Genomic DNA, 20151 nt, shown 5'->3' on the forward strand with positions numbered 1-20151 from the left:
GACGATTGCCGACGCATGCGTTCCGACGTTCGTCAGAAGATATTGCGCAGGCCGATCGCGATGCCGGTCTGGTTGCTGCGGCCGGGCAGCTCGACGTTCGCCGCGCCGTTCGTCTTGTTGAAGTCGACGGTGCCGTAGATTTCCGTGCGCTTGCTGAGCGCGTACTCGGCGATGCCGACGATCGCGTAGCGGTTGCCGCTCGCGAGCGTGCCGTTCGTGGTCATCGCATTGCGCATGTGGTCGTAGTAGAACGCGCCCGTCAGCGTCAGCGGTGCGCTGACCTGCCAGCTCACGCCCGCGAACGGACCGTCGTCGATCCGGCCGGTGCCCTTCGCGACCGGAATCGACTGCTGGGCGAGCAGACTGTCGACGAAGCCCGTGTCGTCCTTCGAGCGCAGGTAGCCCGCGTAGATCTTCGCCTTGCTGAACGCATACACGACGTTCGCGTGGTAGATCGTCTGCTTGCGCGCCGAGTTGTCGCTGTTCTGCTGCGCACCGGCCGCGATGCTGAGCGGGCCCATCACGTACGACAGCGACACGCCCCACGCATTGCCCTTGCCGAGCGAACCCGGGATCTGGCCCGAGAAGCCGCCGGCGCCGGTCGATTCGTAGTTGGTGCCGGTCGAGTACATCGCCTTCGCGGTCAGGCCTTCGAACTTGCCCGTGTACTTGATCTGGTTGTCCGCATACAGGCCGCCGCCGAGTGCGACCGGCAGCCACGCGTTTTCGAGGTAGTTACCGACCGTCAGCGGATCGTAGGTGTCCGACAGCAGGTCGAACAGCGGCGTCTTCTGGCGGCCGAGGGTCACCGTGCCGTACGGGCTCTGCAGGCCGACGTACGCCGCGCGGTTGAACAGGCGGCCGCTGTCGGCGAATGCGCCGTTCTGCAGGTTCACGCCGCTTTCGAGGTTGAACACGGCCTTCAGGCCGCCGCCGAGATCTTCCGTGCCGTAGATGCCGAAGCGGCTGTTCGTGATCGCGCCGTTGGTCATCGACAGCAGGCCGTCGTTCTTGGCGTTGGCGTTGGTGAGGTAGCGAATGCTGGCGTCGGCGACGCCCCAGAGCGTGACCGAGCTTTGTGCGGCCGCGTACTGGCTGGCAAATGCGAGCGCGGCGCCCCCTGCGATGGCTGCGAGTCGTGTGGTCTGCTTCATGAGCTTTCCTGTTTGTAGGTGTCTCCGTTCATGGCCGGCCGCGTGCGCAGCCGGGTGGCGATCGCTCGCGTTCTTGGCGCGCGCGATGTGGGCTGAATCATATGACGACTGCAATCGCTGAAAGAAATTGAAATGCGCGGTAACGGCGGAACTGTCGCCCGCGCACAACGCCGCGCGCGCGAGGCGCGCCGGGCGGGCGTCGGATGCCGCACGGCATCCTCCGGCCACGCGGCTGACGGGATGTCGGGTCTGTAAGCATCGCCCCGCAGGCGCGGGGGAACGGGCAGGCGGCCGGAAGTGCCGGCGGGCGGCGCCGTCACGCCGCCGACGACGGCTCGCCGGGCGTCTCGCGCCGGCGCCAGGCGCGCCGGAGGATCTCCGCGAACGCACCGGCGAGCAGCAGCACGGCGCCCCACAGCGCGAGCTCCGGCACGAGCCGCGTGACGAGGCCGCCGATCACCGCACCGGCCAGGAAGCAGAAGCTGATCGTCGCGAGCAGCGCCGAGTCGTGCAGCGCGCCCGCGTCGTAGCGCGGGATCAGCCCGACGAACAGCTTCTGCGCGGCGCGGCGCAGGTTGCCGGTCGTCATCACCGACGTGTACGACAGTTCCTCGAGATGGGTGAACGACAGCGTCTGCAGCGTCGCGACGAACGAAATGCCCGGAATCAGCCATGCGCTCGACGCGCCGACGAGCCCGCTCGCGGCGACGCCGAGAAACGCGATCTCGACGAGCAGGCTCGCGAATGCGGTATGCCGCATCCAGCCGCGCTGCGCGGCGAGGCCGAGCAGGTGCGCGACGAACACCGCGACCACGAAGCCGCCGAGCGGCGGCACGTGGTGCAGCGCGGCCGCCCATTCGCCGGCCGACACGTTGATGCCGAGCAGCGCGACGTTGCCCGTCATCGTGTTCGCGAACACGTGGCCGTGGCCCACGTACGTGTATGCGTCGAGGTAGCCGCCTGACAGCGTCAGCAACGCGGCGACAGTGAGATTGCGGCTGGCGCCGTCGAGATCCATCGAGCCTCCCGTGAAGATTCGCGCCAGTATGGCGCACGGGACGTTACCGTGCGCCGGTCATTGCCCGATGCCCGTGAGCCCGATCAGCGCGCCGCCCGCGAGCAGCCACAGCGGATGGATGCGCGTGCGCCACGCGAGCACCGCGCACGCGGCGGTGATGCCCCACTGGATCGCCGTGCGGTTCGACGCCTCGGAGATCAGCACCGCGCTCGCCGCGACGAGCCCGGCCGTGACGGGCATCATCCCCTGCTGCACGTAGCGGCGCCACGGCCGGTCGCGAAAGCGCTCCCACGCATGCAGCGCGAGCACGGTGACGATCGACGACGGCCCGAACTTCGCGAGCGACGCGACCAGCAGCCCGCTCCAGCCGGCCACGTGCCAGCCGACCAGCGACACGATCATCATGTTCGGCCCGGGCGCCGCCTGGGCCAGCGCGAACAGCGCGGTGAACTCGTGCGCGCTCATCCAGTGATGGACGTTGACGACCTGCCGCTGCATCTCCGGCAGGATCGTGTTGCCGCCGCCGAATGCGAGCAGCGACAACTGGCTGAAGATCGTCGCGATGGCGATCAGCGTGTCGTTCATGGCCGGCCTCCCGGCTGCGTGTCGCGCGCCGCGGCCGGCGCCGGCTGCGGCGTGCCCGCGTCGCGGCGCCGCGACGCGAGCCAGATGCTGACGGGCGTCAGCACGAGCATCGCGGTCAGCAGCGGGATGCGCAGCACCGCGATCGCGACGAACGCGAGCGCCGCGATGCCGGCCGCCGCGCGCGCGTGCCGCAGCGGCTTCGCGACCTTCACGGCCATCGCGACGAGCAGCCCGGCCGCCGCGGCGGCGAGCCCCGCGAACAGGTGCTGCACGCGCGGATCGTTCTGCGTCTTCGCATACAGCACGCCGAGCGCGACGACGACGAGCGTCGGGCCCGCGATCAGCCCGAGAATGGCGGCGAACGCGCCGGCCACGCCGCGAAAGCGCATGCCGACGGCCACCGACAGGTTGATCACGTTGCCGCCCGGCAGGAACTGGCACAGCCCGAGCAGGTCGGTGAATTCGTCGGCGGAAAGCCACTTGCGCTCGTCGACGATGGTGCGCCGCGCGAACGGCAGCGCACCGCCGAACGACATGAGGCCAAGCGACAGGAAGCCGGTGAACAACTCGGCGAGGCCGATGCGGCGGGGGGACGCGGCCGGCGGCGGGGCGGCGGGCGGAAAGGCGGATTGCATGGGGCTCCTCATCAAACGGTGAACCGAGGTTACCGCCGTTCGGCAGGCCTGCAAAACGATTTTATCGGCGCGCCCTTGTGATCTAGAATCACAAGCATGGCACGCGATCTCCCGCCCTTTTCCGCGCTTCGGGCCTTTGAAGCCGCGGCACGACATGAAAGCTTCAGCGCCGCCGGCGACGAGCTGCATGTGACTCACGGTGCCATCAGTCGCCAGATCGCCGGGTTCGAGGCATGGCTCGGCAAGCCGGTGTTCCACCGCTACGGCAAGCGCGTGAAGCTCACCGACGAAGGCCGTCGCTACCTGGACACCGTGCGCGCGGCGTTCGACAGCATCGCGCACGCGACCGAGCAGCTGCGCAACACCGGCGCGGCACGCGTGCTGCGCATCAACGCGCTGCCGACCTTCGCGATGAAATGGCTATTGCCGCGCCTGTCGCGGTTCCAGCGCGACGTGCCGAACGTCGAGCTGAAGCTGTCGACGTCGAACGCGCCGCTCGACGCGCTCGACGGTTTCGACGTCGCGATCCGCCGCGGCCCCGGCCACTGGTCGAACTGCACGAGCGGCCACTTCCTCGACGAAAGCGTGATTCCGGTCTGCAGCCCCGCGCTGCTCAAACGCGCGCCGATCGCGCGCGCGGACGATCTCGCGCGCCACGTGCTGCTGCATTCGGATACGCGGCCGGAAGGCTGGCGCGACTGGTTCGCGGCGGCCGGCGTGACGATGAAGGGGCGCAAGCGGCAGTCGTTCGACCACTTCTACCTGGCGCTGCAGGCTGCCGTCGACGGGCTCGGCGTCGCGCTCGGCCCGTTGCCGCTGATCGACGACGAGCTCGCGAGCGGCCGGCTCGTGATGCCGCTGGCGGGGCCGCGCATCGCGACGCGCAGCTACTGGTGGATCGCGCCGCGCGCGCCGGCCGACGATCCGCTCGTCGCGCAGTTCTGCGCGTGGCTGCAGGCGCAGTCGAATACCGGCGCGTGAGGCCGCGCCGGCGGGCGGCATCGCGCCGCCCGCTCCCGGTCAGACCACCGGGCCCGGTTCCTTTTCCTTGCGCAGGATCGCGTACAGGATGATCGCGCCGAACGTCGCGGTGCCGATCCCGCCGAGCCCGAAGCCGCCGATCTTCAGCGAGAAGTCGCCCGCGCCGAGCACGAGCGTGACGGCCGCGACGATCAGGTTGCGGTTGTCGGAGAAGTCGACCTTGTTGACGACCCAGATCCGCGCGCCCGTCACCGCGATCAGCCCGAACACGACGATCGACACGCCGCCGAGCACGGGGCCCGGAATCGTCTGGATCACCGCGCCGAACTTCGGCGAGAAGCCGAGCACGATCGCGATCAGCGCGGCGACCGCGAACACGAGCGTCGAGTAGATCCGCGTGACGGCCATCACGCCGATGTTCTCCGCGTAGGTCGTCACGCCCGTGCCGCCGACGCTGCCCGACACGATCGTCGCGAGCCCGTCGCCGATGAACGCGCGGCCCACGTAGCGATCGAGGCTGGTGCCCGTCATCGCGCTGACGGCCTTGATGTGGCCGAGGTTCTCCGCGACCAGGATCACCGCGATCGGCGCGAGCATCAGCATCGCGTGCGGATCGAACACCGGCGCGCGGAAGCTCGGCACCCCGAACCAGGCCGCGTGCCCGACGATCGAGAAATCGATCGGCTTGCCGAGCCCCATCCCGTTGGTCGCGACCGCATAGATCGCGTAGGCGATCACGAGCCCGACGAGGATCAGCAGGCGCTGCACCATGCCGCGCGAGAACACCGCGACGCCGCCGACGCACAGCACCGTGACGAGCGCCATCACCGATTCGAAGGTCGATGCGGACACGCCCTTGACCGCGATCGGCGCGAGGTTGAGCCCGATCACCGCGACCACCGCGCCGGTCACGACCGGCGGCATCAGCGTCTCGATCCAGCGCGTGCCGATCGCCTGCACCAGCACGCCGAGCGCGACGTACACGACACCGCACGCGACGATCCCGCCGAGCGCGACCGGGATGTTCGGGTTCGGGCCGCTGCCGCCGTAACCGGTCACCGCAATCACGAGGCCGATGAACGCGAAGCTCGAGCCGAGGTAGCTCGGCACGCGGCCGCCGACCAGCACGAAGAACAGCAGCGTGCCGATGCCCGACATGAAGATGCACAGGTTCGGGTCGAAGCCCATCAGCAGCGGCGCGAGCACGGTCGAGCCGAACATCGCGACGACGTGCTGCACGCCCATCGCGACCATCTGCGGCCACGGCAGGCGCTCGTCGGGGCCGACCACGCGCGATGCCGCGCCGGTCGATTGCACCCGCCAGCGCGGGAAGTAGGAATCGGACATGGGGAAAAGGGCTCCTGTCGGTCGGTCGCCGGCTGCGGAGGATGCGCCGGTCTGGAATCTGGCGCGAGTTTACGGAGCGGAAATGGGGCTGGCAAGCAGACCGACACGCGGGCCGGCGGGCGGCGCCGGCAGGCGCGGGGCGCGGCCGGGTGCAGGCGAAACGGGGCGCGATCGCGCGGCCCGGCTGCCGGGCGGCCGCGCATCGGGGGCGAACGAGCGGGCCGCCGGCGGTCGACACCGGCCGCGACGCAAGCGTGCGCTCACATCGCGGCCGGCGCGGCGTGCATCAGGGGTTGATGTACTGGAACAGCGACAGGTTCTGCAGCTGCGCGTAAGCCTTCTGCGAGCCCGTCAGCGCGTTCTGCATCTGCAGGAACTGGCTGATCGTCGACACCATGTTGGTGCTCGTCAGGTCGGACAGGTTGCTGGTGACCTGCAGCGTGTTGGTCTGGTTCACGGTCTGCATCGCCTTGATTTCCTGCTCGCGGCCGCCGACCGACGCCTGCACGGTGAGGACATTCGTCATCATGTTGTTCAGCTTCGTCGTGCCGGTGGTCATCGCGTTCGCGAGCGAGGCCGCGGCGGACGTGTTGCTGCTGATCGGCACCTTCAGCGCGGCGATCATCGAGTCGAGCGCCGCGAACACGTCGGTGCCGGCCTTCGGCGCGGGCGTGACGGTGAACGTGTCGCCGGACGCCGGCGTTCCCGACACCGGCACCGACAGGCCGTTGCCGAGCGCGATCCCGGCGCCGGCCGAATACGGCTGCGCGGCGGTCGTGGTCGGCGGCACCACGGTGTTGTCGGTGACCGTATAGGTCGGCGCGGCGGCCGTGCCGCCGAACGTGATCGTGAACTGGTGCGTGTTGGTCGCGGCCGACGGGCTCGTGATCGACACCGCGCCGATCGTGCCCGTGCCCGTGTTGCCCGCGCCGGCGAGCGGCACCGGCTGGCTGCCGAGCATCGGCACCGACAGGAACACGTTCGCGCCGTTGTCGCCCTGCGAGATCGCGCGCGTATCGGCGATCTGCACCTGCCGCGTGCCCGTGTCGCCGCTGTAGGTCACGCCGCCGCCCGGCGCGTTCGAGAACGGCGCCGTGGTCGACTGGAAGCCCGAAAACAGGTAGTTGCCCGAGCCGTCGGTCGAGTTCGCGAGCGTCAGCAACTGGTCGCGATAGCCCTGCAGCTGCGTCGCTTGCGCCGCGCGGTCGCTGTCGGACAGCGAGCCGTCGCCGGCCTGGATCACGACCGTATGGATGTTGTTCAGCAGGTTGTTGACGCTGATGAGCGTCTGGTCTTCCTTCTGCAGCGACGACAGCGCGGCGTTCTGGTTCGACGCATACTGCGACAGCGTCGCCGACGTCATCGACAGCTGCACCGCCTGCGCGGCGCCGAGCGGGTTGTCGGCAGGCGTCGAGAGGCTCACGCCGCTCGAGATCTGCTGGTACAGCTGCGAGAGCTGCGCCTGCTGATCGTTCATCTGCGCGACGTTCATCTGGTAGAACTGCGTGGTGGAAATCCGCATCGCTTTGATCCCTAGGGTCTGTTCGCGTATGAAACGCGCATGCGTTGCCACGAGAAGGGCCGCTCGCGAGGCGCGCGACGCTGCGAATACTGGACGTATTCGCAAGGAGCGCAACGCGGCGAGCGGCCCTTCTCGTGGCAACCCCAAATTAAAAGATTCATTCCACGGGAATGCCCGAAATCGCCCGCATGGCGGCGTCGCTCGTCGCTTGTTTGGCTCGGCCAAACGGCGCTCCTCACTTCTTGCCCTGCGAGCGATTTCGGGCATTCGCATGTGCGTTTCATACGCGAACAGACCCTAATCAGTTGAACAGGCCGAGCACGGTCTGGAACAGCGTCGACGCGGTCTGGATCACCTTCGCGTTCGCCTGGTAGAGCTGCTGGTACTGCATCAGGTTGGCCGCCTCTTCGTTCTGGTTCACGCCCGACACCGACTGCTGCGCCTGCGTGATCTGGCCGATCAGCGAAGTCTGCGCGGCGCTCGACGACTTCAGCTGGCTCGTCGTGTTGCCGATGCCGTTCACGTAGCTCGCGTACGCGCCCGTCAGCGTGGTCGAGCCGTTGCCGAACGATTTCGCGCTGACGAGCTTCGACAGCGCAAGTGCGTTGCTGCCGTCGTTCGTGCCGCCCGTGTTCGGCGCGACCGTGAACGTGTCGCCGGCCGTGGGCGCGCCCGACACCGTGACCGTGACGCCGGCCGTCAGCGTGATCGGCGTGCCGGACTGGTACGGCTGCGCCGCGCTGGTCGTCGGCGGCACGGCCGTGTTGTCGGTGACCGTGTAGGTCGGGCTGGCGGTCGTGCCGCCCATCGTGATCGTGTAGTTGTGCGGATTGGCCGCGGCCGTCGCGCTGGTGACCGTCAGCCCGCCGATCGTGCCGGTGCCCGTGTTCGTCTTGGCGGCCGACGGCACGTACGGCGACGCCGCCGCGATCGCGGAGCCGTTCGACGTCGCGAGGCCGAAGCCGTTCAGCGCGCCGCGCGTCGGCTGCACGGTGAACTTGTCGCCGGCGTTCATCGCGCCGGACGAGAACGAGAAGTTCAGCCCGCCGATCGAGGCCGGCATGCTGGCCGACTGGCCGACCACCGCGCCGCTCGCGCGGTCGGTCAGCGTGTAGTTCGTGCCGTCGTACGACAGCGTGTAGTCGCTCGTGGTCGGCTGCGACGCGTTCGCGAACGACACGGACAGCGCCGCGTTGCCGGTATTGCCCTGGTTCGCGTACGTGATCGGCGTGCCGGTGGTGAACAGGTTGCCGCCGACGTTGCCCGACAGGTCGATGCCGAGCGCGTTCTGCGCGTTGACCTGCGCGGCGAAGCTGGTCGCGATCGCGCCGAGCTGCGCTTCGGCCGGGTCGAGCGTCTGGCTGCGGAACGCGAGCAGGCCGCCGAGCGTGCCGCCCGACAGCGACGCGTCGGACAGCGCCTGGTTCGGCCCCTGCGGGTTCGCGCCGGCGATGCCCTGCGACACGACGGTCAGCTCGCTCGGATCGGACGGCGACGTGACGGCCGCGAGCTGGTAGCTCTTGTTCGCGACGACGAGCGGCGTGCCGCCCGCGAGAAACACGCTGTAGCCGTCGCTGTTGCGCACGACCTGCACGCCCGCGAGGTTCGACAGGTTCGACACCGCGAGGTCGCGCTGGTCCATCAGCTGGTTCGGCGGCTGGCCCTGGCTGCTCGCGGACGCGATCTGCTGGTTCAGCTGCGCGATCTGCGCGGTGTACGCGTTGATCTGCGTCACGGTGCTCGTGAGCTGCGTGTTCACGCTCTGGCGCAGCGCGTCGTACTGCTGGCCGGCCGCCGTGATCTGGTTCGCGAGCGTCTGCGCATTGCTCATCGTGGTCTGCCGCACCGACGCGTCGGACGCGCTGTTCGCGACGTTCTGCATCCCGGTGAAGTAGTTCGTGATCGCGGTCGAGATGCCGGACGTCGGGCTGCCGATGTAGTTGTTCAGCTGCGTGACGAGCGAATACCAAGTCGACAGCGCGCCGCTCTGCGTCTGCGCGCCGTTCAGCTGGTCGCTCAGGTACTGGCTGTACTGCCGCTGCACGGTGACGGTGTTCACGCCCTGCGGCATGTAGCCGCTGCTCGTGTACTGGCCGCTTGCCTCGGCATAGACGGGGCGTTCGACCGAATAACCCGGCGTCGCCGCGTTGCTGATGTTCTGGCCGGTCGTCGTGAGGCCCCAGAGCGCGGCATTCAGGCCGCTGACGCCGAGGTTCATGAGTGTGTTGGACATGCGCGATCCTGATGAGCCGGCCGCGCTGCGGCCGCCGGGTTGCGTGACTCCCGGTATAACGGCCGCGGATCGAAAAAATTGAGGAAAAAATGCACGCTCGACGCGCGCTCGCGCGTGGCGGGTCGAAACGCCCGGCGGCCCGGGCCGGCGGCGGTGCGTGGACGGCGCGCGGGCGGCCTCGAGCGGCCCCGGGCGGGGCCGGCCGCCGCGGGCGCGTCAGGCCCGCGCGAGCGAGCGGCGCTTCATCTCGAGCTGCGTGATCAGCCGCTGCAGCGTGTTCTCCGCGCTGCCCGGCAGTGACATGTAGCGGAAGCCGAGCTGGTAGCGCCGCGACCCGTTCGGCATCTGCGTCGAACGCTGCGACACGAGCTGCAGGTCGAGCGACAGCTTGCCGTGGCCGGTCAGCTCGAGCTCGACGTCGGGCAGCAGCGTGCCGACCTCGAGCGCCTCGACGCGTTCGTCCGCCGTGCGCAGCCCCACGCCGCCGAGCGACAGGTTGTGCACCTCGAACAGGAAGCTCTCACCGTCCGGCAGCTTGCCGCGGCACACGTACGGATCGACGACCGGCGCATCGACGCGGAAATACTCGCGGCGCTGGATGCACATCAGGACGTCGGGGAAATCGGCGACGAACGCGGGCAGCCCCTCGTAGCGCGTCTCGCGCGGCGTGCCCGTGGAGAATTCGACGCGCACGCCCTCCGGCGCGGCCGCGAACGTGCAGTGCGACGCGCCCAGGATGCCGGCGTTCTGCTCGGACAGCGCGCCCCAGTCGAACGTGAACGTCCGCGCGCCGACATCCACCTCGAGCAGGCGCGTGACGAGCTGGCCGCCCGGATACTGGACGGTCAGGAAATCGCCGCGATTGACGAGGTTGCGCAGCTGCACGCCGATTTCCAGCGGATTGCGGCGGGCATAGTCGGGCCCGGAGTGGCCTGCATCCAGGCTGGGGTCCGTCGACGTTTCGATATTCATGGCTAGCCGGTCTTTCTTGTCATGGGCGCCCGGGCAACCGGTGCGCGATAAAACCGGGCCAGAACGGGGGCCCGGTCGCAGGTCTCTCACACTTAGCGGCAGTGCTGACCGAAAGTTTAGATCGAAACGGGGATTTTTTTCGCGCAAACGTTGAAACCGCGCGCGGCGGGCTGCCGGGCGCGGTCCGAAAGGGGCAACGGCGCGGGCCGACGGGCCGTCAGCCGATCTGCTGCATGATCGAGATCAGCTTCTTCGCGTAGTTCGGGTCGGTCGCGTAGCCGGCCTTCTGCATCCCGTGCGCGAAGCCTTCGACGCTGCGGCTCGCGCTCAGCACGCCCGAGTAGCGCGGATTGTTCTTCAGCAGGGTCGCGTAATCGGTCATCGCGTGCTCGTACGAGTCGTACGCGCGGAACTTCGCGACCACGCGGCGCGGCGTGCCGTTCACGTATTCCGTCGTCAGCGCCGACACCGTGCGGCCGGTCCAGCCCTTGGTCGCCTTGATGCCGAACACGTTGTAGCTGGTCGAGCCGTCGCTCGCGCGGATCTCGCGCTTGCCCCAGCCCGACTCGAGCGCGGCCTGGCCGACGATGAAGCGCGCCGGGATGCCGGTCGACGCGCTGGCCGCCTGCGCGGGGCCCGCGAGCCGGTCGACGAACGCGTCGGCGTCCTGCACGCCGCTCGCGCCCTTCAGCGGCGGCGTCAGCGCGCTGCCGGCCGAGTAGCCGCGCGTGCCGGCGAGCCCGCCGTTGTTCGCCGCGTTCGCGTAGGCCTTCGCCATCGCGTTCATCGCGGCGAGGCCGCCTTCGTTACCCGACGTGCCGAGGCCGCCCGCGCCCAGGCCGGCCGCGCCGACGTCGGCCGCCGTGTCGCTGCCCGCGCCCTGCCCCGCATTGCGCAGCAGCTGCTTCATCAGCGCGTCGGCGACGCCGATCCCGCGCGTCGACATCTGCTGCGCGAGCTGCTGGTCGAGCATCGACGTGTACAGCTTGGACGTATGCGAATCGAACAGCCCGCCGTCCGGCGACGCGTCGCGCATGCTCTTGAGCATCATCTGCGTGAACATCGCGTCGAACTGGCCGGCGACCGCCTTCGCGCCGGCCTGCGGCGACTGTTTGGCCTGCGCGCGCAGCGCGTCGAAACCCTGCACGTCGAGCGCGAAGCGCTGCGTGAGGTCGTTCGCGTTCGGAAGAGAGGCTGCCATTTAGATGATCTCCAGGTCGGCGCGCAGCGCGCCGGCGGCCTTCATCGCCTGCAGGATCGACATCAGGTCCGCGGGCGTCGCGCCGAGCGTGTTCAGCGCCTTCACGACGTCGGCGAGATTCGCGCCGGCCGTCACCATCTTCAGCGCGCCGTTGTCCTGCTTGAGCTGGATCTGCGACTGCTGCGCCACCACCGTCTGCCCGTTCGAGAACGGCCCCGGCTGCGACACCACCGGCTGCGTGTTGACCACGACCGACAGGTTGCCGTGCGCGACCGCGCAGCTCTGCAGCGTGACCATCTGGTTCATCACGATCGAGCCGGTGCGCGCGTTCAGGATCACCTTCGCCGCGGCCTTGTCCGGGCTCACGTCGAGGTTCTGCAGGCGCGCCATGAACGCGACCTGCTGCGCCGAATCGGCCGGCGCGGCGAGCTGGATCGTGCGGCCGTCGAGCGCCGTCGCGGTGCCCGGGCCGAAGCTCGAATTGACCGCGGACACGATCCGCTGCGCGGTGCCGTAGTCCATGTCGTTCAGCTGCAGCTGCAGCACGCCGTTCATCTGCGCGATCGCGTTCGGCACCGCACGCTCGACGATCGCGCCGCCGACGATCCGGCCGGCCGCGAGCTGGTTCACCTGCACGCGGCTGCCGTTCGCGCTCGCGCCCGCGCCGCCGACCGCCATGTTGCCCTGCGCGAGCGCATAGACCTGGCCGTCCGCGCCCTTCAGCGGCGTGAGCAGCAGCGTGCCGCCGCGCAGGCTTTTCGCGTTGCCGAGCGACGACACGGTGACGTCGAGCGCCTCGCCCGGCCGCGCGAACGGCGGCAGCGTGGCGGTCACCATCACGGCCGCGACGTTCTTCAGCTGCATGTTGCTCAGCGACGACGGGCCGCCGTTGGCCGAACCGTTGTTGATCGAGATGCCGAGGTTCGCGAGCATGTTCGCGAGCGTCTGCGTCGTGAACGGCGTCTGCATCGTCTGGTCGCCCGTGCCGTCGAGACCGACGACGAGGCCATAGCCGATCAGCGGGTTGTCGCGCACGCCCTGGATCTGCGCGAGATCCTTCAGGCGTTCCGCGTGCGCGGGCGCCGCGCCGAGCACGCACGCCGCGGCCACCGCCGCGAACACGAGGGCGAGCCGCGCGGCGCCATGCGCGCGGGCCGACAGCCGGTCGAACAGGGTCTTCTGCATCGTCATCACCACGGCGCGATGTTGAGGAAGAAGCGCTGCAGCCAGCCCATCGTCTCGGCTTCGTTGATGTAGCCCTTCGACGAGTATTCGATCTTCGCGTCGGCGACCTGCGTCGAGTAGACCGAGTTCGCGCCCGAGATCGTGTTCGGGTTCACGACGCCCGAGAAGCGCACGAATTCGTTGCCCTGGTTGATCAGCATCTGCTTCTCGCCGCTGACCACCAGGTTGCCGTTCGGCAGCACGTTGGTGACGGTCACCGTGATCGTGCCGTTGAACGTGTTCGCCGCGCTCGCGCCGCCGGTCGCCGCGAACTTGTTGTTGCCGGCGGCCGACAGGTTTGCCTTCGCGAACAGCCCGCCGAGGAAGCCGGCCGTCGGCACATTGAAGTCGGTGTTGCCCTGCCGGTTCGTGTTCGCGCCCGACGACTTGGTCGCGTTGATGTTCTCCGCGATCATGATCGTCAGGATGTCGCCGACGTTGCGCGGCCGCTGATCCTCGAAGAGCGGCCGCCCCGCGTAGCCGGGGTTGTAGATCGAGCCGGGCGCCTGCATCGACATCGGCATCGGCGGCTGCGCCGTCATCGGCTGCTGGATGATCGGATCGCGCGGAATCTGCGCGCAACCGGCGGCGAGCGCCGCCACCGCGACCGCGCATGCGGCGCGGACGGTGGCTGACGGGAGGAGGCGAACCTGCTTCATGGCGACGACGGGACTTTCCGGTTAGCTCTTCATCTGCGTGACGGTCTGCAGCATCTGGTCGGACGTCGTCACGGCCTTGCTGTTGATCTCGTAGGCACGCTGCGTCTGGATCATGTTGACGAGCTCCTGCACGACGTTCACGTTCGACGCTTCGACGTAGTTCTGGTTGAGCACGCCCGCGCCGTTCAGGCCCGGCTGCGACACGTTCGGCGCGCCCGACGACGTGGTTTCGGAGAACAGGTTCTCGCCGCGCGCCTCGAGGCCGGCCGGGTTGATGAAGGTCGCGATCTGCAGCGAGCCGATCTGCACCGAATTGGTCGAGCCCGCCTGCGTGACCGACACGACGCCGTCCTTGCCGATCGTCAGCGACGTCGCGTTCTGCGGGATCGTGATCGCCGGCAGGATCTGGTAGCCGCTCGACGTGACGAGCTGGCCCTGCGCGTTGGTCTGGAACGAGCCGTCGCGCGTGTACGCGTTCGTGCCGTCCGGCATCAGCACCTGGAAGAAGCCCGCGCCGTTGATCGCGACGTCCTTCGAGTTGCCGGTCTGCGTGAGGCCGCCCTGCGTGTACAGGCGCTCGGTCGCGACCTGCTGCACGCCGGTGCCGAGCTGCAGGCCCGACGGCAGCTCGGTCTGCTGCGTCGAGTTCGCGCCCGGCTGGCGGATGGTCTGGTACAGCAGATCCTCGAACACCGCGCGCGACGCCTTGAAGCCGTTCGTGCTGGTGTTCGCGAGGTTGTTCGAAATCACGTCCATCTGCGCCTGCTGCGCATTCATGCCGGTGGCGGCGATGTAGAGCGAACGGTTCACTTGTCGATTCTCCTGCGTAAGCTGGCGCGGGCGCTCAGCTGAAGTTGAGCAGCTGGTTCGCCGACTGCTCGTTCTGGTCGGCCGTCTGGATCAGCTTCGACTGAAGCTGGAACGCGCGCGCGTTGTCGATCATCGCGACCATCGCGGTCACCGGGTTGACGTTGCTGCCCTCGAGCGAATTCGGCGTGACGACCACGTTCGGGTCGGCGTCGGCCGGATTGCCGTCGGCGGTGCGGAACAACCCGTCGTTGCCGCGCGTGAGCGTGGCCGGATCGGGATTGACGAGCTTCATCTGGTCGACGATCGCGACCGCCGTCGGCGGGTCGCCCGGCATCAGCGCGGACACCGTGCCGTCCTTGCCGATCGTCACTTCCGCGTTCGGCGGCACCGAGATCGGGCCGCCGTTGCCGACCACCGGCAGGTTGCTCGCGGTGACGAGCTGGCCGTTCTCGTCGACGTGCAGGTTGCCGGCGCGCGTGTACGCCTCGCTGCCGTCGGCCGCCTGCACCGCCAGCCAGCCGGCGCCCTGCACGGCGACGTCGAGCGGGTTGCCGGTGCGCGTGATCGGACCCGGCGCGTAATCGGCGCCGGGCGTCGACGCGAGCACGTAGGTGCGCGTCGTCGTCGGGTCGATGTTGCTGCCGTCGCCGAAATTCATCGGCACCGCGCGATACGTCGCGAGCTGCGCGCGAAAGCCCGTCGTCGACGCGTTCGCGAGGTTGTTCGCGACGATCGCCTGCTGGTCGAGCGACTGCGACGCGCCCGTCATCGCCGTGTAGATCAGTCGGTCCATGGCTGCCCGTTATCCGCGCTTACAGGTTGATGAGCGTCTGGTCGACGGTCTGCTGCGTCTTGATCGTCTGCGCGTTCGCCTGGTAGTTGCGCTGCGCGGTGATCAGGTTGACGAGCTGCGACGTGAGGTCGACGTTCGAGCTCTCGAGCGCGCTGCCCTGCAGCGTGCCGTGGTTCGTGCTGCCCGGCGCCGAGATCTGCGGCACGCCCGACGCGGAGCTTTCCGCGTACTGGTTGCCGCCGAGGTTCACCAGCCCGTTCGGGTTGTTGAAGTTCGCGAGCGCGATCTGGCCGAGCACGGCGGTCTGGCCGTTCGAGTAGTTGCCGGTCAGCTTGCCGTCGGTGCCGATCGTGTAGGTCGTCAGCGTGCCGCTCGCGAAGCCGTCCTGCGCGAGGTTGTTCACGCCGTCCTTGCCGCCGTACTGCGTCGTGCCGGTCAGGTCGAGCGTGAGGTTCTGCGGCGTCGCCGAGCCGTCGGTGTTCGGCACCGTGAACTGGAACTGGCCGAGCGACGTGGTCGGCGTGGCCGGCGTGCCCGTCGTCGTGCTCTGGATCGCGCCCGACGAGTCGAACGTGACCGTGCCGAGGTCGTTCGTCGCGCCGCCCTGCACGCCCGCGTACGCTTCCCACGTGCCGGCCGCCGACTTCACGAAATACATGTTGACCGCTTGCGAGCCGCCGAGCGAGTCGTAAACCTGGATCGACGTCGAGTAGTTGTACGTCGTGTTGTCGGTCGCGCTGAACGGCTTCTTGGTCGGCACCGTGTCCTGCGAGTTCAGGTTGAACTGCGCGGAGATCTTGGTCGTCGCGGTCGGCGCGAGGTTGGTCGTCGGCGCCTGCAGCGGCACGGTCTGCGCGGTGTTGATCACGCCGCCCGTGTTGGCTGCGTAGCCCATCAGGTTGCGGCCCTGCGAGTCGATGATGAAGCCGTTCTTGTCGCGCTGGAACGTGCCGTCGCGCGAGTACGTCGTCACGCCGTTGTTCGACATCTGGAAGAAGCCGTTGCCGTTGATCGCGACGTCGAGCGACGAGTTCGTCGTGGTGATCCCGCCCTGGCCGAAGTTCTGCTCGACCGAGTTCAGCCGCGTTCCGATGCCGATCTGCGTGTTGGTCGACGTCGCGACCGAGTTCGCGTACATGTCGGCGAACTGCGCGGTGCTCGACTTGAAGCCGACCGTGTTCGCGTTGGCGATGTTGTTGCCGATCACGTCGAGCGCGTTCGATGCACCCGAGAGGCCGCTCAGACCCTGTTGATAACCCATTTCGGTCTCCGTTTCGAGAATGCTCGATCAGTATCAGTTGGAGGTGGTGCCGCCGGACGAGGGCGACGACGATGCCGTATTCGGGAAGATCGACGCGACCTGGGTCAGCCCCACCGTCGTGCCGTTCGACAGCACGAGCCCCGCCGTGCCGTCCGCCTGCTTGATCACGCTCTGCACCGTCGAGGCCGCAAGCGTCGTGGCCGGCTGCGGCGTGCCGTTGCTGTCGGTGTACGACGCGCTGACCGTGTACTTGCCGTCCGGCAGTGCATTGCCCGCCGAGTCGGTCGGCGTCCAGTTGAACGGCACGGTGCCGGCCGACTGCGCGCCCGCCTTGATCGTGTTCACCACGGTGCCCGCCGCGTTCTTCACGGTGATCGTCAGGTTCGACACCGAGCTCGACAGCGACACGCCGAACGGCGACGCCGCGCCGCCCTTCACCGCGACCGCGTTGCCCGGCGCGAGCACGTTCGTGCCGATCAGCAGCGCGGCCTGCGTCTGCTGGCCGGCCGTGAGCTGCGACGACAGCGACGTGAGCGACGTATTCAGCTGCGCGATGCCGCTCACCGTGTTGATCTGCGCGAGCTGCGACGTCATCTGCGAACTGTCGACCGGGCTGGTCGGGTCCTGGTTCTGCAGCTGCGTGACGAGCAGCTTCAGGAACGTCGCCTGCAGGTCGCTCGCCGACGTGCCGTTGGTCGACGACACGTTGTTGGTGTTCATCGTGTCGGTCGGCAGGGTCGACACGTTCGTGCCGTTGCTGCCGATCGTCGTGCTGGAGGAAGTCATCCTGGGTGGCCTTCTGTCTGGACTTTCGGAACTGTCGGGTCTGTAAGGTCGGTCGGCGCGCGGCTTACGAGCCGATCGTCAGCGTCTTGAGCATCAGCGTCTTCGCGGTGTTCAGCGTCTCGACGTTGGCCTGGTACGAGCGCGACGCCGAGATCATGTTCACCATCTCCTGCACCGGGTCGACGTTCGGCATCTGCACGTAGCCGTTCGCGTCGGCGGCCGGGTTCGACGGGTCGTAGGTCGACTTCATCGGCGACGGGTCGTCCATCACCTTCGTCACGCGCACACCGCCCACGCCCTGGCCGGACGCGGTGCGCGCGCCGCCGATCGGGTCGGTCGCGAACACGACCTGCTTGGCCTTGTACGGCTTGCCGTCGGGGCCGGTCGCGCTGTCGGCGTTCGCGAGGTTCGACGCGGTGACGTTCAGGCGCTGCGACTGCGCGGACAGCGCCGAGCCGGCGACGCCGAAGATGTTCATCAACGAAGGCATGGAAGCTCCTTTTGCTCGGATTCGGAGGCGGTGCGCGCCGTCACTGGTTCGTCGTGATCGCGGCGATCATCGCCTTGATCTGCTGGGTCATCACGGTCATCCCGGTCTGGTAGTGCAGCGCGTTGTTCGCGAACTGCACGCGCTCGACGTCGAGATCGACCGTGTTGCCGTCGAGCGACGGCTGCAGCGGCATCCGGTACTGCGCGCGGCCGTAGTCGTCCGCCGGGCCGCCCGTCGGGATCAGCTTCGCGGTGCCGGCCATGTGGCCCGCCGCCGTCGACACCATCGACATGCCGCTCGTCACGCCGGCCGGCTGCGTCATCGGCAGTTGCGCGGCGTTGCTCGGCGCGAGGCCGCCATTGGCCTGCTTCAGCGAGCGCGCGAGCGTCGACGCGAAATCGACGTCGCGGGCCTGGTAGCCGGGCGTGTCGGAGTTCGCGATGTTCGACGACAGCAGTTCCTGCCGGTAGGCGCGCACGTCGAGCGCCTGTCGGCCGAACGCGAATTCCGCATCGAGTTTGTCCAGCATGTGTGCGTCTCTCCGTATGAAGCGCTGCACGCCCCTCGCGCCGGATGGCGACCCGAGAGGCTTTTTTCCATGACAGCGATGGTAGGCGCCGGACGCAACTGGCAATCGGGCGAATAACGCGGCAAAGGCCCCCTCTATTCATCGTTTGCGCGACGGCCCCGCTCCCTAGAATGCGAAGCGGAGCAACGGATCGGGGATCGGGCGATGACTGGCAGCGCACTTCGCGGAAGGAACGGGCGGCTCATGCACGTCCGGCGTGCGTTTGCGCGTGCGTTTGCGCTCGCCGCGGCGCTGTGGATCGCCGCCCCGGCCGCGCACGCGGACGACGGGATGATCGTGATTCCCGGGCGCGGCGAGACGGCCGAAACCGCGCTCGCGCACGCCAATGCGGCAAGCGGCGGGCAGTTCGGCGGGAATGCGGCGATGGCGCCGGGTGCGGGCCTCGCGCCGGACGCGGGTCGCGCGGCGAGCGGCACCGGCTACGCGCCGCAACCGGCCGGCACGATGGTCGTGACGACCGTCCCGCCGCCGGCGGCTGCTGCGGTACCGGCGCCCACGCCCCGCCCCACCTACGCAGCCTCCCGCGCGAACGCCGGATACGGCACGCCGCGCGCTGCCGATCCGACTGCGATCGCGACGGTCGTCGCCGGCACGGCCGAACCCGCATCGAATCCCGTACGGCCGGCCCCGCAGCCGGCTTTCGCCTCGCGCATGGCGGCCGCCCGCGCCGCGTCGGCATTGCCGGCGCCGCGCGCGACGCCGGGTTCCGCCAACGCGGCTCCGGCGGCCAATGCAGCCAATGCCGCCCAGCCCGCGACGCCGCCCGGCCAGCAGGATCCCGAGTCGATCCGCCGCGCGGCTCTCGCGTTCCTGCAGCAGCAGATCGCGGGCCTGCCCGGCAAGACCACCGCGACGGTCACGACCGCGTTTCCGCGCGGGCTCGCCGCGTGCACGACGCTCGAGCCGTTCATGCCGACCGGCGCGCGCCTGTGGGGCCGCACGACGGTCGGCGTGCGCTGCGCGGGCGAGCGGCCGTGGACCGTCTACCTGCAGGCGAAAGTGACCGTGCAGGCCACCTATTACGTCGCCGCACGCCAGATCGCGCCCGGCGAGCCGCTCTCCGCGGCCGACCTGGTCGCCCGCGACGGCGACCTGACAGTGCTGCCGCTCGCGGTGATCACCGATCCGGCGCAGGCGATCGGCTCGACCGCGCTCGCGCGCATCTCGGCCGGGCTGCCGCTGCGGCAGGACCTGCTGAAGAGCGCGGCGTCGGTGTCGGCCGGCCAGACGGTGCGGGTCGTCGCGGCCGGGCCCGGTTTCACGATTTCGGCCGAGGGCAGCGCACTGGCGAATGCCGCGCCCGGCCAGTCGGTCAGGGTGCGGATGGCGGCGGGCCAGATCGTCACGGCGATCGTCAAGGACGCCGGCACCGTGGAGATTCCGCTGTAGGGACGGATCCAGCGGCAAGAATGTAAAGAATTGTTTATTCGGAGCATTTCGGGCTCGCGATGCTAAAGTTCGGGCCGACCCGGCCGTTATCTGGGTCAAACCGAACAGGAAACCCATCGTGAAGATCGATTCCACTCCGAACCCGAGCCCCCTGGCGCCGACCGGCAACGGCGCGACCCGTGCGCCATCCGGCACGGCCTCGTCTTCGTCCGCGCAGGCGGCCGACGCAGGGTCGACCGGCGGCGACACGACCGTGAACCTGTCGGGTCTGTCCGGCCAGTTGCGTTCGGTATCCGCGTCCGGCAACGCCGATATCGACACGGGCCTCGTCCAGTCGATCAAGGACGCGCTGAACAACGGCACGTTGACGATCGATGCGAACAAGATCGCCGACGGCGTATTGAATACCGCCCGCGAGCTGCTGCAGCAGCAGCGCCCGGGCAACTGAAGCCGGCCTCGCGGCCGGTCCCCCGGTCTCCCGGTTTGCCGGCGCGCCCAACCC

20 protein-coding genes are annotated in these 20151 nt (G+C 68.9%); 3 read left to right on the plus strand and 17 right to left on the minus strand.

Going from position 1 to position 20151, the window contains the following annotated elements:
• Positions 1–32 precede the first annotated feature (32 nt).
• The 4 genes from APZ15_RS02940 to APZ15_RS02955 form a co-directional block, all read right to left on the minus strand.
• On the minus strand, positions 33–1154 hold the full coding sequence (locus APZ15_RS02940) for a porin (protein WP_027788931.1): 1122 nt from the start codon (positions 1152–1154) through the stop codon (positions 33–35).
• Between the two features lie 316 nt (positions 1155–1470).
• The gene (locus tag APZ15_RS02945) at positions 1471–2172 is read right to left on the minus strand and encodes a YoaK family protein (protein ID WP_027788930.1); all 702 of its coding nucleotides are present in this window, start codon (positions 2170–2172) and stop codon (positions 1471–1473) included.
• Between the two features lie 57 nt (positions 2173–2229).
• Positions 2230–2757, minus strand: a complete 528-nt coding sequence (locus APZ15_RS02950; RefSeq protein WP_027788929.1) for a chromate transporter — start codon at positions 2755–2757, stop codon at positions 2230–2232.
• Positions 2754–3392: a chromate transporter gene (locus APZ15_RS02955; RefSeq protein WP_027788928.1), complete on the minus strand. Its 639-nt coding sequence runs from the start codon at positions 3390–3392 to the stop codon at positions 2754–2756. The genes APZ15_RS02950 and APZ15_RS02955 overlap by 4 nt, the downstream gene beginning before the upstream one ends.
• 96 nt (positions 3393–3488) lie before the next feature.
• Here APZ15_RS02955 and APZ15_RS02960 point away from each other — a divergent pair, with 96 nt between their 5' ends.
• On the plus strand, positions 3489–4373 hold the full coding sequence (locus tag APZ15_RS02960; RefSeq protein ID WP_021163478.1) for a transcriptional regulator GcvA: 885 nt from the start codon (positions 3489–3491) through the stop codon (positions 4371–4373).
• Positions 4374–4412: 39 nt separating this feature from the next.
• Here APZ15_RS02960 and APZ15_RS02965 read toward each other — a convergent pair whose 3' ends face one another.
• From APZ15_RS02965 to flgB, 13 genes are all read right to left on the minus strand, one after another.
• A complete protein-coding gene (locus APZ15_RS02965; protein WP_027788927.1) occupies positions 4413–5720 on the minus strand; it encodes a solute carrier family 23 protein in 1308 nt (435 codons plus the stop codon).
• Positions 5721–6006: 286 nt separating this feature from the next.
• Positions 6007–7242, minus strand: a complete 1236-nt coding sequence (gene flgL, locus APZ15_RS02970; protein ID WP_027788926.1) for a flagellar hook-associated protein FlgL — start codon at positions 7240–7242, stop codon at positions 6007–6009.
• Positions 7243–7543: 301 nt separating this feature from the next.
• Positions 7544–9475 carry a flagellar hook-associated protein FlgK gene (flgK, locus tag APZ15_RS02975; protein ID WP_027788925.1) on the minus strand — a complete coding sequence of 644 codons (1932 nt, stop codon included), beginning with the start codon at positions 9473–9475 and terminating at the stop codon, positions 7544–7546.
• A 216-nt stretch (positions 9476–9691) separates the two neighbouring features.
• Complete coding sequence (locus APZ15_RS02980; protein ID WP_021164374.1) at positions 9692–10447, minus strand: flagellar brake protein; 756 nt, start codon at positions 10445–10447, stop codon at positions 9692–9694.
• A gap of 217 nt (positions 10448–10664) precedes the next feature.
• A complete protein-coding gene (flgJ, locus tag APZ15_RS02985) occupies positions 10665–11648 on the minus strand; it encodes a flagellar assembly peptidoglycan hydrolase FlgJ (RefSeq protein ID WP_027788924.1) in 984 nt (327 codons plus the stop codon).
• Positions 11649–12833 (minus strand): flagellar basal body P-ring protein FlgI, encoded by a 1185-nt coding sequence (locus tag APZ15_RS02990; RefSeq protein WP_027788923.1) that lies wholly within the window; start codon positions 12831–12833, stop codon positions 11649–11651.
• Positions 12834–12838: 5 nt separating this feature from the next.
• Positions 12839–13531: a flagellar basal body L-ring protein FlgH gene (gene flgH / locus APZ15_RS02995; protein ID WP_027788922.1), complete on the minus strand. Its 693-nt coding sequence runs from the start codon at positions 13529–13531 to the stop codon at positions 12839–12841.
• A 21-nt stretch (positions 13532–13552) separates the two neighbouring features.
• Complete coding sequence (gene flgG, locus APZ15_RS03000) at positions 13553–14341, minus strand: flagellar basal-body rod protein FlgG (RefSeq protein ID WP_021164160.1); 789 nt, start codon at positions 14339–14341, stop codon at positions 13553–13555.
• A 34-nt stretch (positions 14342–14375) separates the two neighbouring features.
• On the minus strand, positions 14376–15134 hold the full coding sequence (flgF, locus tag APZ15_RS03005; protein ID WP_027788921.1) for a flagellar basal-body rod protein FlgF: 759 nt from the start codon (positions 15132–15134) through the stop codon (positions 14376–14378).
• A gap of 19 nt (positions 15135–15153) precedes the next feature.
• Positions 15154–16395 carry a flagellar hook protein FlgE gene (gene flgE / locus APZ15_RS03010; RefSeq protein WP_027788920.1) on the minus strand — a complete coding sequence of 414 codons (1242 nt, stop codon included), beginning with the start codon at positions 16393–16395 and terminating at the stop codon, positions 15154–15156.
• A 33-nt stretch (positions 16396–16428) separates the two neighbouring features.
• Positions 16429–17181, minus strand: coding sequence for a flagellar hook assembly protein FlgD (locus tag APZ15_RS03015; protein ID WP_027788919.1), 753 nt, complete (start codon positions 17179–17181; stop codon positions 16429–16431).
• A 64-nt stretch (positions 17182–17245) separates the two neighbouring features.
• Positions 17246–17671, minus strand: coding sequence for a flagellar basal body rod protein FlgC (flgC, locus tag APZ15_RS03020; protein WP_021164156.1), 426 nt, complete (start codon positions 17669–17671; stop codon positions 17246–17248).
• Between the two features lie 40 nt (positions 17672–17711).
• Positions 17712–18200, minus strand: coding sequence for a flagellar basal body rod protein FlgB (gene flgB, locus APZ15_RS03025; protein ID WP_021164155.1), 489 nt, complete (start codon positions 18198–18200; stop codon positions 17712–17714).
• Between the two features lie 204 nt (positions 18201–18404).
• Between flgB and flgA the strand changes: the two genes are divergently transcribed.
• Positions 18405–19649, plus strand: coding sequence for a flagellar basal body P-ring formation chaperone FlgA (gene flgA / locus APZ15_RS03030; protein ID WP_027788918.1), 1245 nt, complete (start codon positions 18405–18407; stop codon positions 19647–19649).
• Between the two features lie 118 nt (positions 19650–19767).
• Complete coding sequence (gene flgM, locus APZ15_RS03035) at positions 19768–20097, plus strand: flagellar biosynthesis anti-sigma factor FlgM (RefSeq protein ID WP_027788917.1); 330 nt, start codon at positions 19768–19770, stop codon at positions 20095–20097.
• The last annotated feature ends 54 nt before the right edge of the window (positions 20098–20151 follow it).

The organism is Burkholderia cepacia ATCC 25416 (assembly GCF_001411495.1).
Lineage (GTDB): Bacteria > Pseudomonadota > Gammaproteobacteria > Burkholderiales > Burkholderiaceae > Burkholderia > Burkholderia cepacia.

What these genes read in the sequence shown, in the direction of transcription:
- APZ15_RS02940 (WP_027788931.1), bottom strand. Translation starts at nt 1,154, where the DNA reads ATGAAGCAGACCACACGACTCGCAGCCATCGCAGGGGGCGCCGCGCTC.
- APZ15_RS02945 (WP_027788930.1), bottom strand. Translation starts at nt 2,172, where the DNA reads ATGGATCTCGACGGCGCCAGCCGCAATCTCACTGTCGCCGCGTTGCTG.
- APZ15_RS02950 (WP_027788929.1), bottom strand. Translation starts at nt 2,757, where the DNA reads ATGAACGACACGCTGATCGCCATCGCGACGATCTTCAGCCAGTTGTCG.
- APZ15_RS02955 (WP_027788928.1), bottom strand. Translation starts at nt 3,392, where the DNA reads ATGCAATCCGCCTTTCCGCCCGCCGCCCCGCCGCCGGCCGCGTCCCCC.
- APZ15_RS02960 (WP_021163478.1), top strand. Translation starts at nt 3,489, where the DNA reads ATGGCACGCGATCTCCCGCCCTTTTCCGCGCTTCGGGCCTTTGAAGCC.
- APZ15_RS02965 (WP_027788927.1), bottom strand. Translation starts at nt 5,720, where the DNA reads ATGTCCGATTCCTACTTCCCGCGCTGGCGGGTGCAATCGACCGGCGCG.
- flgL (WP_027788926.1), bottom strand. Translation starts at nt 7,242, where the DNA reads ATGCGGATTTCCACCACGCAGTTCTACCAGATGAACGTCGCGCAGATG.
- flgK (WP_027788925.1), bottom strand. Translation starts at nt 9,475, where the DNA reads ATGTCCAACACACTCATGAACCTCGGCGTCAGCGGCCTGAATGCCGCG.
- APZ15_RS02980 (WP_021164374.1), bottom strand. Translation starts at nt 10,447, where the DNA reads ATGAATATCGAAACGTCGACGGACCCCAGCCTGGATGCAGGCCACTCC.
- flgJ (WP_027788924.1), bottom strand. Translation starts at nt 11,648, where the DNA reads ATGGCAGCCTCTCTTCCGAACGCGAACGACCTCACGCAGCGCTTCGCG.
- APZ15_RS02990 (WP_027788923.1), bottom strand. Translation starts at nt 12,833, where the DNA reads ATGCAGAAGACCCTGTTCGACCGGCTGTCGGCCCGCGCGCATGGCGCC.
- flgH (WP_027788922.1), bottom strand. Translation starts at nt 13,531, where the DNA reads ATGAAGCAGGTTCGCCTCCTCCCGTCAGCCACCGTCCGCGCCGCATGC.
- flgF (WP_027788921.1), bottom strand. Translation starts at nt 15,134, where the DNA reads ATGGACCGACTGATCTACACGGCGATGACGGGCGCGTCGCAGTCGCTC.
- flgE (WP_027788920.1), bottom strand. Translation starts at nt 16,395, where the DNA reads ATGGGTTATCAACAGGGTCTGAGCGGCCTCTCGGGTGCATCGAACGCG.
- APZ15_RS03015 (WP_027788919.1), bottom strand. Translation starts at nt 17,181, where the DNA reads ATGACTTCCTCCAGCACGACGATCGGCAGCAACGGCACGAACGTGTCG.
- flgC (WP_021164156.1), bottom strand. Translation starts at nt 17,671, where the DNA reads ATGCCTTCGTTGATGAACATCTTCGGCGTCGCCGGCTCGGCGCTGTCC.
- flgB (WP_021164155.1), bottom strand. Translation starts at nt 18,200, where the DNA reads ATGCTGGACAAACTCGATGCGGAATTCGCGTTCGGCCGACAGGCGCTC.
- flgA (WP_027788918.1), top strand. Translation starts at nt 18,405, where the DNA reads ATGACTGGCAGCGCACTTCGCGGAAGGAACGGGCGGCTCATGCACGTC.